The sequence below is a fragment of the Isoptericola sp. BMS4 genome (genome assembly GCF_011634835.1).
In the GTDB taxonomy this organism is placed as follows: Bacteria; Actinomycetota; Actinomycetes; order Actinomycetales; family Cellulomonadaceae; genus Isoptericola.
In genome coordinates this window covers 1-14,971 of sequence record NZ_SIRP01000004.1, presented here as the reverse complement: position 1 = coordinate 14,971, position 14,971 = coordinate 1, and the positions used below count along the sequence as shown (strand labels likewise).

The window sequence follows — 14,971 nt, the reverse complement described above, 5'->3', positions numbered from 1 at the left end:
GGACACTCCCACCGATGACATCGACACGCCCGAGACGGACACACATTTTGGCCGCTAACCCGCGATAGGCCCTCCGACCAGCGTTTCCGCTGGTCGGAGGGCCTACCTGCTGGTCGGGGTGACAGGATTTGAACCTGCGACCTCTTCGTCCCGAATCAAGAACGACCTGCGCAAGCGCGCGCTGAGCGGCGGATTCTCGCCCGTGGCGGTTCGTGAGCGTCCGCGCGTGAACGGACGCTTCGTGAAGCAGTTAGTGAAGCAGGTGGTCGCCTCGCCAGGACTCGTGAGGCCCTACTGCTGGAGGGTCAGTACGCGGAAGTTGCGGCCACGCGCCCTCTGCTCGGCCTCAGGTCGATCGAAGCGGGCGTACTTGGTAGGCACCGTCGTCATGTCGCGCAGCTCGCCGACCTTGAGCTGCGCCACCGCCCCCGCGCCCGCTGTGAGGACCGCATCCGCATCGCGGAAGACTCTGGCCTGGCGAACCTGCCCCTGCACGACTTCAACGCGAACCGCATCTGGTGCGCCATCGTCGCCCTCGCCGCCGACCTGACCGCCTGGATGCAGACCATCGCCCTGACCAGCCACCCTGGCCGCAGGTGGGAACCCAAACGACTACGACTATGAATGTCAACGACGGCTGAAAATGAACCCCCTGGCGACGTCTGAAAGTGGACCCCCCTCTCGGTGGTTGTTCAGTCTGTCCCGCATCAACCGGGCCACCCGCTTTCGCCCGCACCGGATCCCCAGCCCAAGACGCAGCTCGGCATGCAAGCGCGGGGCACCGTAGGTCGCCCGTGAAGCCTGATGGATCTGCGTGATCGTGGCAGACACCTGCTCATCGGCGACGGCCCGCGGCGACGGCGCCCGCCCGGTGGCCTCGTAGAAGCCCGACCCGCGAGATGCCCAGCACCCGGCACGCCATCGCGACGGGCAACCCGTCGTCGGCGAGCTCACGAACGCACCGGGCGATCGTTCTGGGAGCACGTTCTCCCGCGCGAAGTACGCCGAGGCGTGCTTGACGATCTCGTTCTCCATCTCCAGCACCCAGGTGCGGCGACGCAGCTCGACGAGCTCCTTGCGCTCCGCGGAGGTCAGACCCTCACGCCGGCCCGCGTCGACGTCGTCCTGGGCCATCCACCGGCGCAGGCACGACTCACTGACTCCCAGATCGTTCGCGACCTGCCGCACCGGCGCGTCTCCACGCCGGGCCAGGTCCACTGCTCTGCGCCGGAACTTCTGCGACTTGGCTGCAGGCATCACGGGGCTCGGCTTCGAGCGCGAGGGCGAGTGGCCCGAGGGCGAGTCGTGGGCCGCTGGTGGCGCGTATCTGACGCTCACGACCTCCCCGAATCTTTCCGCGGCGACGCACGATCGGAGGGCGACCGGGGTGAACCATCACTGATTCAGGGCGGGCGCGCCCGATCGGGTCGACGCGATCATGGCTCAGGCGGAGCAGCACGGCTGGCAGCCGTTGTATCAGATCCGGTATCCCCACGCGGGAGGCACGGATCACTACGCTGGCTGGCTGTAGAACTCCGCCGGATTCAAAGCAGAGGTCGTCGCCGACGAGTCGCGATGATCGTCACGTCGTGGCCTTGAGTCAGAGCGTGATCGCACGGAGGACGACACCGCCCCGATAGGTGAGCGCGAGCTTGCCGTATCGGGTGGCGAGGCCCCACCACTGCTTGGTGTCGTTGAACCCGCGCTCGACGACGTTGCGGCCCTTGTAGTCGTCGTGGTATTCGCCGACGGGGCGAGCGCCACGGGCACCACGAGGTTTCCGGTGACCCTGCTTATCGGCGGGCTCGGGGATGACCGCGACGATGCCTCGGGAGCGCAGGTGATGCCTCATCGCACGAGAAGAGCACGCTTTGTCGCCACGCACCCGTTCGGGACGGGAGCGCGGACGACCCGGACATCGCCGCCCCACGCGTAGATGGTTCATCCGGACGGGAAACATCGGCAAAGCCGTGATCCCGCAAGAGTTCGACGAGTTCGCCGCCCGACGCCGCAAGGGCACCGCTGGCGGACGCCCACCGAGGCGGGAGACCGTGACATTTCGCCCGGATTACGTCACACTCACACCGCTCCTACCACTTCGTGGCGCCGACCACCCTAGTTCTTGGGAGATGCTGTCGCGAGCCGCAAGGATCGCGCTCAGGTGCGCTTGAAGATCGTCGAGAGTGGCAATCGAACGGACAGCCGTGACTGACAGTCCTCCGATTGCGTCGCCGGTTGCGTCGAAGACCGGCACCGCGACGCAGTTAATCCAGTCCTCCTGCTCGCCGTCGTCGGTCGCCCAACCCCGGCGCTTGATCAGGGCCCACTCGCGGCGTAGTTCATCGGCACCGGCAATGGTCGTCGACGTGAACCTGTCGAAAGTGCATGCCTCAATTGCTTGGTCTTGGATCTCCCGCGGGGCGAACGCCATGATCACCTTGGCGACACCTGCGGTGTGGAGGCGTGCTTCTGCGCCGACTCGCGACCGCATGCGCACTTCTCCCTCCCCCTCGACCTTGTCGACATAGTAGACAGCGGCGCCTTCGCGGGCAGCGAGGTGGATCGTGTGGCCTGCTGCAGCGCTCAACTTGGCGAGGTGTGGCCGTGCGATCTCGCGGAGATCCATGCTGTCCAGCGCCTGCTGACTGACGGCGATCAGCCTGAAACCGATGCCCCACTTTCCTGACGGGTGGCGCCTGACGTAGCCCCGTTCGTCGAGCGTCTGCAGGAGACGGACCATGGTGGAGCGATGTACGCCGAGCTCCTCTCCCAGTGCTCCGGCTTTCTTGGGAGAGGAGCTAATGCTCTCGAGGACGTCGAGCGCCCGTTCCACTGATGTGCCCATTATTCGCTCCTGTTGGTCGTCTGCCCCCAGTCTGCACCGGTACGGGCTGCGGTAACGAGTTCGTCCGGGGTCGCCGGAAGGCTGCCGTGGTCCGAAGTTGACCGCAGTACAGTGCCAGCCATGAGGTGACCGAGTCGGACGCTGGCTCCAAGAGTGAGGTCATGAGTACGGGCGTGCAAGAAGCCTGCGGCGAACGCGTCACCGGCGCCGACGGGTTCGACGACGTCGACTGGTAGAGCCGGGATCTTCTCGACCAGGTCGCCCCTGTAGGCGACCACTGAGTGGGCACCGTCCTTGACGACAAGGGTGTCGGGCTCTGGCAAGAAGTGACGGACCGCGTCACTGGACTCGACACCCCAGAGAGCGTGGGCTTCGTCCAGCCCTACGAAGACGGTGTCGCTGAGGGAAGCGGCGAGTCGGATCGTCGCTGCTGCAGTCTCCAGGTCGGTCCACAGTGCGGGCCGATAGTTGACGTCAAAGCTCGACGGCACGCCAGCGCGTCGTGCTTCGTCGAGGAGCGTGGTGACGAGCTTGCGGCAGGAGCGCGACAGCCCAGAGACCACACCGGTGACGTGCACGTGCCGGGGGTGTTGGTCGACCAGCGGCGGCACGAGCTCAGGGCCCATCGTCGCCGCCGCCGATCCGGCCCGGTAGTAGTAGACGTGCGAACCCTTCGGGTCCGGATCCTTGAACATCACCCCGGTCCGTTCGCCGACCACACACCGTGCCTCACTGGTTTGGACGCCAAGATCGGTGAGTTCACTCAGCACCCGTCGGCCAAGGGGGTCGTCGCCGAGAAGCCCCACCCACGCCGTGGGAGTGCCGAGGTGTGCCAGTGAGACGGCAACGTTCGACTCGCCGCCGGCGTGGGAGATGGCGAAGCGTTCGCCCTGCTCGAGCCGAGCGTGGTCTGACGGAACCACGACTGCCATCGTCTCGCCGACACACATGACATGTCCGGCAAGCGGCAGGGTGCGGGAGTGCGGGGCCTGGACGGGTCCTGAGGGCATCGGCCTCTCTTTCCTCGATTGTGCGTATGGCACGCGGTACGCGCACCTGTCGCACAGTGAACCACACCTGCTGCGGTCGCAGTTCCCGCTCTGTAGCAGGGTATGGCTTGCGGAGCTCGCGTTCGACGTTCTAGTGTGACCACACAACGCAACATGATGTGCACTATACGCACACTTCCGCGGTCATTGAAGACCCCGGGAAGCAACGGGGCGCGGGCGACCGCGTTTCCTGACCTGAGGAGCAGCACACGATGAGAACGACGCGAACTGTGGGCATGCTCGCCGCCGCCGTCCTGGCCGGTGGTGCCCTGACCGCGTGCTCCGGCGACGAGGCCGACGACAGCGCCGGCGGGACGACTATCACGGTGCTGAGCAGCACCATCGTCGAGAGTCCCGAAGGTGAAGTCGAGCAAGAGATCGCCGACGAGTTCATGGCGCAGAACCCCGACGTCACCATCGAGTACATCGGGGTCCCATCAAACGAGCTCCAGCCCAAACTCGTCGCCATGGCGTCGAGCGGCACCCTTCCTGACATCTTCTTCAACGACCCGGCGTTCGCCGCCAAGTCCGTCGACCTCGGTGCGCCCGCCGACCTGGACGAAGTTCTTGGGAGTGAGTTCGTCGCAGGCTTCGACTCGCAAGGTGTGGAACAGGCGAGCGTCGACGGCACCATGACCTTCGCGCCCTGGTACGGCGTCCCGACCGGGCTCATTTATCGCACAGACTGGTTCGCAGACGCGGGGCTCGAGGCCCCCGGCACGTGGGACGAGTTCATCGAGGCCGCTCGCCAGACGACGGCAGACACCGACGGCGACGGCGAAATTGACCGCTGGGGAGTGGCGCTCCTAGGTTCCGCCGACCTATCCGGGGCCGGTCGATTCCTCCCTGTCCTGCGGTCCTTCGGTGCTGTCGAGCTCGAGGCCGACGGTGAGGGCTGGGCGACCGGATACGACACGCCGGAGGCGTCGGAGGCCTTTCAGCTCTACGGCGATCTCGTGAATGAGTACGAGGTCACACCGGTCGGGACCCTGAGCACGTCCTACCCCGAAGCGGTGAACCTGATGTCCTCGGGTTCGACCGCGATGATGATCAGTGGGTCGAACGGCATCGGGGCGATTCTCGCGCAGAACCCGGACCTCACAGGAAAGCTGGCGGCTGTGCCGGTACCACACGCCGAAGGACACGAACCGGCGGCCAACCTGGGCCTCGGCGGCTACAGCATTAGTGAGACCAGCGGGCAGAAGGAAATCGCCGGGGAGTACCTGAAGTTCCTCCTCAGCAAGGAGAACCAGGTGAAGTGGTCGGAAGCCACGGGACGGATCCCGATGCGCAGTGATGCGCTCGACGCGATCCAGGCTGCAGAAGGCGACCTAGCCGGTTTCGTCGAAGCCATCCAGTACGGCTATGCGCCGCCGCAGGCACCGTTCTACACATCGGTGCAGATCGCCGGAACAGAGGCCTACCAGAGCGTCATCCTGGGGGACGCGACTGCCGAAGAGGCCGCAGCGGCTGCGGCCCGGGCGACCCGTGAGGAGATCGAGCGTGCCGGTTAGGTCACCGCGCCGAGAAGTGCGACCGACAGTGCTTCCCCAGGCATCGGACGGCACCGGACCCCGTCGACGCCGGGGCGGGGTGCAGTCGACGCGCGACGCGATCGCCGGGCGGCTGTTCACACTTCCCGTGCTGGTCGTCTCTCTCGTTCTCGTCGCTTATCCGATCCTCTACGGTATCGGCCTGAGCTTCTTCGACACGAACCTCGTCAACCGTTGGGACTTCATCGGCCTGGAGAACTACGCCCGGCTGGCGACCGACGGCAGCTTCCTCAACTCGATCCTGGTGACCTTCGGGTTTGCTTTTCTGGTCGTCGCCGGAAACCTTGTGGTGGGCACCTGCCTCGCCCTCTTGCTCGACCGAGGGCTACGGTATACGACAGTCTTTCGCGTCGTGCTGGTGCTGCCGTGGCTCTTTCCAGAGGTCGTCGTCGCACTGATCTGGAAGTGGATGTACAACCCCGTCTACGGGCTGTTCAATGCGGACCTTCTGGCGGCCGGGATCATCGATGAACCCGTGGCCTGGCTCGACGACCCGAACCTCGCCCTCTTCGCCGTCGCCCTCGCGGCGATCTGGAAGGGCTACCCCTTGGTGATGGTGCTGGTCCTCGCCGGACTGCAGACGATCCCGCGGGAGCTCTACGAGGCGGCCTCGCTCGACCGGGCCGGACGATTGGGCAAGTTCCGTCACGTGACGCTTCCCGGACTGCGGCCTGTGCTGCTCGCCGTCGTCGTGCTGGAGACCGCCTGGTGGTTCAAGCACTTCACCATCGTCTGGCTCCTGACCAGCGGTGGTCCTGCGGGCGCCACCAGCGTCGTCAGCATCGACATCTACGAGCGCGCGTTCAAGAACTTCCAGTGGGGGGACGCGGCCGCTGCCGCGGTCGTTGTGCTCGTGATCTGCCTCGCCCTCAGCGCCATCTATCAGAAGGTCCTGCATCGTGATGACTCGTAACGCGATCCGACCTGCGGACGCGGTGGCCTACGGCCTCCTCGTCCTCAGCTCGCTCGTCGTCCTCGTCCCCGTGGGGTGGATGCTCTCCACCGCGTTGAAGGGCTCCGACGAACTCTTCTCACAGACCGTCCGCTGGCTGCCGCAGAATCCGTCGCTCGACGCGTTCGTGCGTGTCTTCACGGACTACCCGTTCGGTGCGTACTTCGCGAACTCGATTCTCATCGTGACCGTGTCCACCGTGATCGCGATCGCGTTCGCCGCCCTCGCCGGGTACGGCGTGACGCGGTTCCACTTCCGGGGCAGGGGGTCTCTGATGACCTTCCTCCTCTTGACCCAGATGTTCCCGTCGATCATGCTGCTGATCCCGTACTTCAAGCTGTTCCAGTCGGTGGGACTCATCGATACCCGGACGGCGCTGATCATCGCGTACGTCTCCTTCCAGCTCCCCCTGTGCAGTTGGATGATGGTCGGGTACTTCCGGTCCGTGCCCACCGAGCTCGACGCGGCCGCGGCCGTCGACGGCTGCAGCCGGCTGCGGACCTTCTTCCAGATCATCCTCCCGCTGACGTTGCCGGGTGTGGCCGCGACGGCGATCTACGCGTTCATCAGCGGCTGGAACGAGTACCTCTTCGCCCTCGTGCTCACCTCGAGCGAAGACAAGAAGACCGTACCGGTGGGAATCGGCCAGCTCATCGGGCAGTACCGGATCCAGTGGAACGACCTGATGGCAGCGTCGCTCTATGCTCTGGTGCCGCTGACGCTGATCTTCATCTTCTTGCAGCGTCGCATCATCAGTGGCATGACGGCGGGAGCGGTGAAGTAGACATGGACGTTCGCCCTCTTGGCGGTCCGGCAGTCCCTGGTGACCCCGGACTCCAGCCGACCGCCGAGCCCATCTCACCTGCGGCCTCGGATGCGGCATTCGACAGCTGGTTCTCGACGTCGCCACTGATGTCGATCCTGCGGGGGCTCGACGCCGAGACGACGGTCCGTACGGCGCACCGGGCGTGGGACCTCGGGTTCGCGCTCGTCGAGATCCCCTTGTCCGACACCACCGCTTCGCACGCGCTTTCACAGGTGGTCGCCGCTGCGTCGCAGCGAGACCAGGTCGTCGGAGCGGGGACGGTCACGAGTGTCGCCGCAGCCGAAGAAGCCCACGGCCTCGGCGCCGCCTTCACCGTCGCCCCCGGCTGGGACCCCGTTGTCGCACAGGCCAGCCTCCGACTCGGGATGCCCCACCTTCCGGGTGTGATGAGTCCCGGCGACGTCCAGCAAGCTCGGTCCGCCGGCCACCGATGGGTCAAGCTCTTCCCCGCGAGCGTGGTCGGCCCGGAGATGATCTCCGCCTTGCACGGACCTTTCCCCGGCCTGAGGATCGTCGCGACCGGTGGGGTCGACGGCGACAACGCCCGGACGTTCCTCGCCGCCGGTGCGGGGGCGGTCTCGTTGAGCGGCGCGACCCGCACCATCAGCGCCGAACATGTCCGAACTCTCACCACCGCTCGCCGCGCCGCCGACTAGGAGTACCGACATGAAGATCACGGCAGTCCGCATCTTCCACGTCCTGCCTCGCTGGACCTTCGTGGCAGTCGACACCGATGCCGGCCTCACCGGCTACGGGGAACCAGTTGTCGAGGGCCAGTCGCTCGTGGTGGAGGCCGCGGTGCGGCACTACGCCGAGTACCTCGTCGGCAAGGACCCTCTCGAGATCGAACGCCACTGGCAGGTGATGTACCGAGGGAACTTCTATCGTGGAGGAGCCGTCGCCGTCTCCGCCATCTCCGGGCTCGAGCACGCCCTGTGGGACATCAAGGGTAAGTTCTACGGGGCTCCGGTCCACGAGATGCTCGGCGGTCGGTTGCGGGACCGGATGCGAATGTACGGGCACGGCCGTGGGAAGTCGGACGAGGACTTCGTCGCGGCGGCACTACGCGCCAAGCAGCATGGCCTGACGGCGATCAAGATCGGGATCGACGGACCCGCCCGCGACGTCGAGTCGCTCGACTACGTCGACCGCCAGGTACGCCGGCTTGCGGCAGTGCGTGAGGCGGTCGGCCCGGAATTCGACATCGCTGTCGACATGCACGGACGGACGACGCCCGCGACGGCCAAGCGGATCATCGCCAAGTTCGAGCCGTACCATCCCCTGTGGATCGAGGAGCCCTGCCTCCCGGAGAACGTCGAGGCGATGCGTGACATCGCCGCGTCGACGACCGTGCCGATCGCCGCCGGTGAACGTCGTTTCACCAAGTGGGAGTTCCGCGACCTGATCGAGCGCCGAGCGGTGTCGGTGGTCCAGCCGGACCTCTGCCATGCCGGCGGCATCCTGGAGTCCAAGAAGATCGCCGCAATGGCCGAGGCGCACTACATGAGCCTCGCACCGCACAACCCACTTGGGCCCATCTCGCTCGCTGCGTGCCTCCAGCTGGACGCCTGTACGCCGAACTTCCTGATCCAGGAGCATCCGAGCATCGACGACGGCAGTGACCTTGGCATCGGACTCTTGACCGAACCGTTCGAAATGCATGAGGGGTTCATCGACGTTCCTCGGGGGCCGGGTCTGGGCATCCAGCCGGACGAGGACCGCTTCATTGAACGCGGGTATGCCGGCGACTGGCGCAGCCCCGTCTATGTCCATGAGGACGGCTCCCACGGGGACTGGTAACGCGGGATCGCCGGGGCCGACATGCGCGACGTCGGCCCCGGCGATCTCGGGGCGTGAGGGCCTACGGTCAATCGGATGCAACGACCCAGGGGCCGTTGTTGCTCTTGCCAGGCTCCTGATTCCGAGTCCACCATCGGGCGTCGTATTCGACGCCCTGATGCACCACGGAGTCGCCAGCGGTGAAGACGCGCGAGGGCGTCCAGACCGCACGACCGGAGGCGTCCTCGACGATCTCCTGCCAGGCTCCGGTCGTGGAAGTTCCGGGCTCGTCGCCCCGGGTCCACCATCCGGCCAGATAGAGCGAACTGCGGTGGGTTACCTGTTCGCCGGTCGTGTAGGTCCTGTCCTGGTTCCAGGCGTCCGGCGAATGGAGATCCCCGAAGCGACGGTCGTACAGCTCTTCGTTGATTTCCCGGGCTGCCGACACCATCTCCGGGTACGGCCGGTCCGTGACGGAGACGAAGCCGATGTTGTAGTTCTCACCGTCGAGCGAACGTCCGGTGACCGGCGAGTCGGCGTATTGGAACCAGTGGCCGCCCACCATGTACGGGTTGTCGATGAGCTGCTCCATGTACTCGGCGTACATGTCGGCGCGCTCGCTCTGGCTCCCGGCCGAGATGAGACCGGGGTGCGGCTGACCGGAGGTGGTCGTACCCATGTGGAACTCACCGATCAGACTGGGCATGTCGATGTCTTCGAGGAACGCCCATTCGTCAGGGTGCAGACCCTCGCGGTACTCGTTGTAGCTCATGATGTCGACGTACTTTGCAGCGGCCTCGACGACCTCCGGGGTCCGGCCCCAACTGGCGAACCGAGATCCGGCGTAGAGGTGGTCAGGCATGACTCTGTCCAGTTCGGTGTCCACCGTCGCGAAGTATTTCTCGGCGTACAACGTCAGAAGTGCCGAGTAGTCCTCTCTCTTCGCCTCGTCGTCAGACCCAAGGTCCACGTTGCCCGATCGAAGCGCCGTCCACGAAGGAATCATCGTCCCCCACGTGTCATTGAGCGCGCCGATCGACTCGTACTTCTGCTCCAGCGCATCGGCAAAAGCGGCCTTGGCCGGGGTCGTCGCAGCGTCCCGGCCGAGGGTGTTGCTGACGATCCCGTAGTGGGTGGCGAACGAGTCGGTGTTACCCCAGCTCAGCTCGTTGTCCATGAAGACCCCGATGGCGTACGGGCTGTCGTCTACCTCGTCGGCGACGGCCTGTGCCGTCGCAGCCGCTGCGTCGGCAAACGCAGGGTCGAACGGGTCCGGCATCGGTCCCCAGTAGTCCTGCCCCGTGCTGACCGTCTTGAAGTCACCATTGATCCAGCCGTGGGCGAAGTACGGGATCTGGCCGTTGTCGTACATCTCCGGGTCGGTCCAGTTGCCGAAGGAAGTGAATCCCCAACTCAGCATCCGGTCGACCGTGTTCTCGCGCCAGGACTCCATTGAGTCACTGCCCGGGTACTTGCGGTCGACGTTCGCCTTGTAGAAGCTGTACGTCTCGCCCCGCGACACCGGCCCGGCCAGAGTCTCCGGTGTGTATCCGAAGTGTTCGCCGGCGCTGGAACTGTAGTCCGGCAGTTCGGAGAAGAGGCGGGTCCGAACGTCCGAGATTTCGTGTCGAGTCGGCAGCGCCGACTTCTGGACGCGGTTTAGGTCCTCGGGGCCGCCGGCAGTCAGGTACGGCGGAGGGAACTCCTGGAGCGTGTCGTGGTCGAAGTCGTAACCCGTGGTCGTGGGTGAGTCGAACATCCGGGCGTTGTCGATGCCGGTCGAGAAGTAGAGGTACCCCTCGGGGTCGACGAGGGTCCAGCGACCTTCGTACTTCTCGACGCGGAAGTTCCCGGTGGCCTCGAGCCGCGGTCCGTACGCCCAGCCGCCGAAGCTGCTGCGGTCGGAGGGCACCGGGTGGTTGCGCAGGTCCTTGGCCTCTTTGACGCGCTGTTGACGAATCTCAGCAGCCTTGGAGATCTTTCCCTCGTAACTGACCTTGGCGTTCTGTCCGAACTCGTCGACGAGACCCGTGAGGTAGTCAGGGTCGCCAGGGGCGTCACGAACGACTCGGATGTCGTCGACCACCACGGAACGGTCGTGGAGGAGCCCGGCGACGTAGAAGGTCAACTGGCTGATGTGGCTGGTGTCGGTCTCCTTGGACCCCCACATCCAGACTGCGGAGTTGACACTCTTGTCCGCGAGCCACGACGGGTCGGCCCGGAGTCCACTGTCCAGGTCCAGTGCCGGGCTGTCGACGTCGAAGTAGTAGGTGCCTCCGCCCCCGGCGGGAACGTTGACGCTACGTGTTGCGACACCGCTGGTGCTTGCGAGGTCGATGATCAGCTGGATGGATCGGTCGCCGGGATTGGTGAGCTCCATCGCGATTCCGATCGATTCGGAGTCCTGCTGGGACCAGTCCCATACCGGGTCCGGTCGCACCGCGAACGAGGAGTAGAAGTTCTCCTCGGCCTCGAAGTCGACCCGCATCTTCTTGTCGTCGTCGCCGACGATCGAGGACTGTGCCTTGTAGGGGCCGATCTCTGCGGGGACCTGCCCGTCCTGGAAGTCGTAGAGCGTGGTCTCGTTGCCGAGGCCCTGCGTGTCGTCGGCCGCGGATGCGATCGGGACCGCCGCGGTGAGGGCCATCGCGGTCAGGCTGGCGACGACGAGTGCTGCGGTGCGTCTGGTGCCGCCGGAGCGGTGAGCTCCCGGGGGTGCAGCGGTCGAGGTGTCGTGGTGCACGAACATCATCCCTCCATCTCGGAGCGAAAGCACGTGCCGCTGGGCGGCAGGAGCACTCGCTCTGCGCCTCGATCCACTTTGATCGAAAGGGGGCGCGGCTCAACGCTAAACCGGTTTTCCGACATAGGCAAGGGGTGTATCCAAGAAGACATGGACTCGTCTCGATTGGTCGAGGAGAGCCGCTAAAATGTGTGTCGGACGGGAGGTTCGCGGCATCGGCGGGACCAGGGCAGACTGGGGATGAGAACGCTAACACCGTGGAACTGCCCAGGTGAATATCCGCGGGTCCTAGTGTCTGAGGTTCGGTTCTTCTGTCGGGTCGACGGAACAACGCCGACCCGACAGAAGAACCGAACCTGCTCAGGCGCCGTGGTGGATATACGTTGTCTTTCTTCGGAGATACTTTTCGTACCCGTGCTCCCCGTCGTCGCCACCGAGCCCGGAGGACTTCCAGCCGGTATGGAAACCTTGTACCTGTTCGGGGCCGACCTGGTTGACGTAGACCTCGCCGAACTCCAACTCGTCAACCATGCGCATCGCGCGGGACAGGTCACGGGTGTAGACGTAGGCGGTCAGTCCATAGGCCGTCGAGTTGGCAGACGCCAGTACCTCCTCCTCGTCCTTGAACGGGATCACAGGAAGAACCGGGCCGAAGATCTCTTGCCGGGCGATGTCCATCTCCGCGTGGACGCCGGAGAGGACGGTGGGGGCGAACCAGGCTCCGGTTTCGTACTCGTCCCCCTCCGGTCGACCGCCACCGGTCTCGACATGTGCTCCCGCTCGGACGGCGTCGTCGACCATCCCCTGGACCTTGGCCCGCTCGCGTTCGGCGACGAGCGGGCCAAGCTTCGATCCTGACGCTAGTGGGTCTCCGGGCGCGATCTGGGAGAATTGTTCGACCACTCGGCGGAGGAACTCGTCGTGGAGGTCCTGATGGACGTAAGTGACTTCGTTGCAGGTGCAGACCTGTCCCGCGTTCCAGAGTCGCGCGTCAACGGCGGCGTCTACGGCGGCGTCGAGATCTGCGTCGGGGAAGATGATCAGCGGCGCCTTCCCACCGAGTTCGAGGGACACGGGGATGATGCTGGCTGCCGCCTGGGTGAGGATCTCGCGACCTCCCCGCGTCGACCCGGTCATCGTGACCATGCCGACGTCCGGGTGTGTGACCAGCGCTCGGCCCGTGTCACGCCCCTCGCCGCACACCACGCTCAGTAGGCCGTCCGGTATGCCTGCGCGTTGGCAGAGCACAGCTAGGGCCAGGGCTGAGAGCGGCGTGAACTCCGAGGGCTTGACGACGACAGCGTTTCCCGCCATGAGAGCCGGTGCGACCTTGCGTGCGAAGATCGCCACAGGGAAGTTCCATGGCAGCACCGCGGCGACGACGCCGACGGGCTCTTCGCGCACGCTCACCGAGCGGCCGTGCTCGCTCGCGAGCATCGAGCCGACGGCACGGTACTTCTGGCTTGCGGCAAAGTCGAAGAAGCCTTGAGCGCCCGTCATCTCGCCGAGTGCGTCCTGCAAGGGCTTGCCCTGCTCGACGGCGACGATCTGCGCCAGTTCGTCGGCGTTCTCGGCGATTGCGTCGCGAACCGAGCTCAGGACGGCTGCGCGGTCGATGTGGCTACGTCGTGCCCAGTCGCGCTGGGCCTCCTTAGCTGCCTGCACGGCCCTGTCGACCGTCGTAGGCGATGCGTTGGGCACGTTGGCGACCACCCTGCCGTCGGTCGGAGCGATGACCGGCGTGGTCCCGTGCGCGGTGTCGGACTCCAGCTGGCCCGCGACAAAGGCAGCGGGCTCGCTGCCGAGAAGGCCTTCGCCGTTGAAGAGCTCGGGGTGTCTCACATCATTCCTTCCGTTGGCGACGCGATCGAGTCTCGTCGGTGTTCGAGCACGACGCGGAGAACCGGTTTACCAGACCCTACCTCCTGGCACACTGCCGCGGCAATCCCTCGGACGTTCAGGGTGTCATCTGCGACCTGCTGGCAAGATGTCCATATCAGCATCAGCAGCGGAAGGGTCTTGGGATGGCATCGGAAGCGAGCGTTCGCCCGTCGGCGGAGCCGCGACAGCGGGCGCGGCTCGTCGACGTGGCAGAACGTGCCGGGGTCACGAAGTCTGTCGTCTCGCGACTGATGAATGACGACACCACACTGCGTATCCGGCCGGAGACCCGGGAGCGGGTCCTCGCGATCGCCGCGGAGCTTGGGTATCGTCCCAACGCCACGGCTCGCGCGCTGTCCGTGTCGCGCACACGGGCCTTCGCCCTGCTGATACCAGACCTGTCGAACTCCGTGTATGCGGCCATCACGCGCGGAGCGTTCCGACGGGCACGAGACCACGGATACGTGCTCCTCATCGCAGAGGACGGGGCTGGCGACGATGACGACGCCTCGTATGCGGAGCTGGTCACCGCGGGGCGCGTCGATGGGCTCCTGGTGGCGTCGTCGCGACCAGATCACCCACTCGTCGAGCGGCTGCTCACTGATCGTCGAGGAGTGGCGCATGTCTTCTTCAATCGTGAGGTTCCTGGCTCGAACCGCAACGTTCGACTCGACATGCGAGGCGCGAGCGCGCTCGTGGTCGACTACCTGCACTCCTGGGGTCACGAGCGGATCGGCATGGTGACGGGACCTTTGGACCTCGTGCCTGCGCAGCGGCGTTTGGAAGGTTTCCAGGTGCGGATGGGCGAGCTGGGTCTCGACTCCGGCGCCTACGCCGCGGGCGCTTTCAACGAGTCTGGCGGCTGCGAGGCGGCTCACGAACTGTTCGATTCTCGGCCCGAGCTGACCGCCCTGTACGCGAGCACTTTCCCGCAGGCGATCGGGGTGATGAAGGCGGTGCGCGACCGAGGGCTACGAGTGCCGGACGACATCTCGTTGATCGGATACGACGACCTGCCCATGGCTGACTTCCTCGATCCGCCGCTGACCACGTTGGCGATGCCGCTTGCTGCGCTCGGTGCAGCGGCCGTCGACGCACTGGTCGATCAGATCGACGGACGGCCCGCCGAGAGCCGGCAGTTGGACGGCGGCTACGAGATTGTCGTTCGCAGATCGGTCGGCGCGCCCTCCCGCTGACCTGCGCGGACGAAAGGGTTTCTCGCCCGGCGTGACCGGGGATGGCAACTTGTGGGTTGTCAAGCAGGGGGAGAATGCTCTACGGTGGAAAACCGGTTCACCAGTTTGGTGGCGTCCTGATGCAACGATGCTCGAGGGAGAGTGTGA

General features: G+C 65.6%; 11 protein-coding genes and 3 pseudogenes. 8 read left to right on the top strand and 6 right to left on the bottom strand.

Annotated elements, in window-relative coordinates; translation table 11 throughout:
- Nucleotides 1–396: 396 nt before the first annotated feature.
- Nucleotides 397–618, top strand: a pseudogene (locus EYB28_RS19595) (transposase); the annotation flags it as partial.
- 9 nt (nt 619–627) lie between these two features.
- Here the strand turns inward: EYB28_RS19595 and EYB28_RS19590 are convergent.
- Nucleotides 628–1,257, bottom strand: coding sequence for an IS3 family transposase (locus EYB28_RS19590; RefSeq protein ID WP_166852902.1), 630 nt, complete (start codon nt 1,255–1,257; stop codon nt 628–630).
- A 7-nt stretch (nt 1,258–1,264) separates the two neighbouring features.
- On the opposite strand from EYB28_RS19590, the pseudogene EYB28_RS20460 reads away from it, so the two are divergent.
- A pseudogene (locus tag EYB28_RS20460) lies at nt 1,265–1,531 on the top strand (glyoxalase); the annotation flags it as partial.
- Nucleotides 1,532–1,600: 69 nt separating this feature from the next.
- On the opposite strand, the pseudogene EYB28_RS19580 reads toward EYB28_RS20460, so the two are convergent.
- The 3 genes and pseudogenes from EYB28_RS19580 to EYB28_RS19570 all read right to left on the bottom strand — a co-directional run.
- A pseudogene (locus tag EYB28_RS19580) lies at nt 1,601–1,939 on the bottom strand (transposase); the annotation flags it as partial.
- Nucleotides 1,940–2,068: 129 nt separating this feature from the next.
- Complete coding sequence (locus EYB28_RS19575) at nt 2,069–2,845, bottom strand: IclR family transcriptional regulator (protein WP_166852898.1); 777 nt, start codon at nt 2,843–2,845, stop codon at nt 2,069–2,071.
- Nucleotides 2,845–3,855, bottom strand: coding sequence for a sugar kinase (locus tag EYB28_RS19570; RefSeq protein ID WP_166852896.1), 1,011 nt, complete (start codon nt 3,853–3,855; stop codon nt 2,845–2,847). The genes EYB28_RS19575 and EYB28_RS19570 overlap by 1 nt, the downstream gene beginning before the upstream one ends.
- 251 nt (nt 3,856–4,106) lie before the next feature.
- On the opposite strand from EYB28_RS19570, the gene EYB28_RS19565 reads away from it, so the two are divergent.
- The 5 genes from EYB28_RS19565 to dgoD all read left to right on the top strand — a co-directional run bounded on the left by EYB28_RS19565 (nt 4,107) and on the right by dgoD (nt 9,025).
- On the top strand, nt 4,107–5,408 hold the full coding sequence (locus EYB28_RS19565) for a sugar ABC transporter substrate-binding protein (protein ID WP_166852892.1): 1,302 nt from the start codon (nt 4,107–4,109) through the stop codon (nt 5,406–5,408).
- Between the two features lie 28 nt (nt 5,409–5,436).
- Entirely contained in the window at nt 5,437–6,360 is a 924-nt protein-coding gene (locus EYB28_RS19560) for a carbohydrate ABC transporter permease (protein WP_240930784.1), read from the top strand.
- Nucleotides 6,350–7,183, top strand: a complete 834-nt coding sequence (locus tag EYB28_RS19555; RefSeq protein WP_166852910.1) for a carbohydrate ABC transporter permease — start codon at nt 6,350–6,352, stop codon at nt 7,181–7,183. The genes EYB28_RS19560 and EYB28_RS19555 overlap by 11 nt, the downstream gene beginning before the upstream one ends.
- Before the next feature lie 71 nt (nt 7,184–7,254).
- Nucleotides 7,255–7,881 (top strand): bifunctional 4-hydroxy-2-oxoglutarate aldolase/2-dehydro-3-deoxy-phosphogluconate aldolase, encoded by a 627-nt coding sequence (locus EYB28_RS19550; protein WP_255461602.1) that lies wholly within the window; start codon nt 7,255–7,257, stop codon nt 7,879–7,881.
- A 10-nt stretch (nt 7,882–7,891) separates the two neighbouring features.
- Complete coding sequence (dgoD, locus tag EYB28_RS19545; RefSeq protein ID WP_166852886.1) at nt 7,892–9,025, top strand: galactonate dehydratase; 1,134 nt, start codon at nt 7,892–7,894, stop codon at nt 9,023–9,025.
- Between the two features lie 67 nt (nt 9,026–9,092).
- Here the strand turns inward: dgoD and EYB28_RS19540 are convergent, their stop codons facing one another.
- Both EYB28_RS19540 and EYB28_RS19535 read right to left on the bottom strand, forming a co-directional pair.
- Complete coding sequence (locus tag EYB28_RS19540) at nt 9,093–11,756, bottom strand: carbohydrate-binding protein (RefSeq protein ID WP_240930782.1); 2,664 nt, start codon at nt 11,754–11,756, stop codon at nt 9,093–9,095.
- A gap of 351 nt (nt 11,757–12,107) precedes the next feature.
- Nucleotides 12,108–13,589 (bottom strand): aldehyde dehydrogenase family protein, encoded by a 1,482-nt coding sequence (locus tag EYB28_RS19535; protein WP_166852883.1) that lies wholly within the window; start codon nt 13,587–13,589, stop codon nt 12,108–12,110.
- A gap of 38 nt (nt 13,590–13,627) precedes the next feature.
- Between EYB28_RS19535 and EYB28_RS19530 the strand changes: the two genes are divergently transcribed.
- Nucleotides 13,628–14,824 (top strand): LacI family DNA-binding transcriptional regulator, encoded by a 1,197-nt coding sequence (locus EYB28_RS19530; protein WP_240930781.1) that lies wholly within the window; start codon nt 13,628–13,630, stop codon nt 14,822–14,824.
- Nucleotides 14,825–14,971 lie beyond the last annotated feature (147 nt).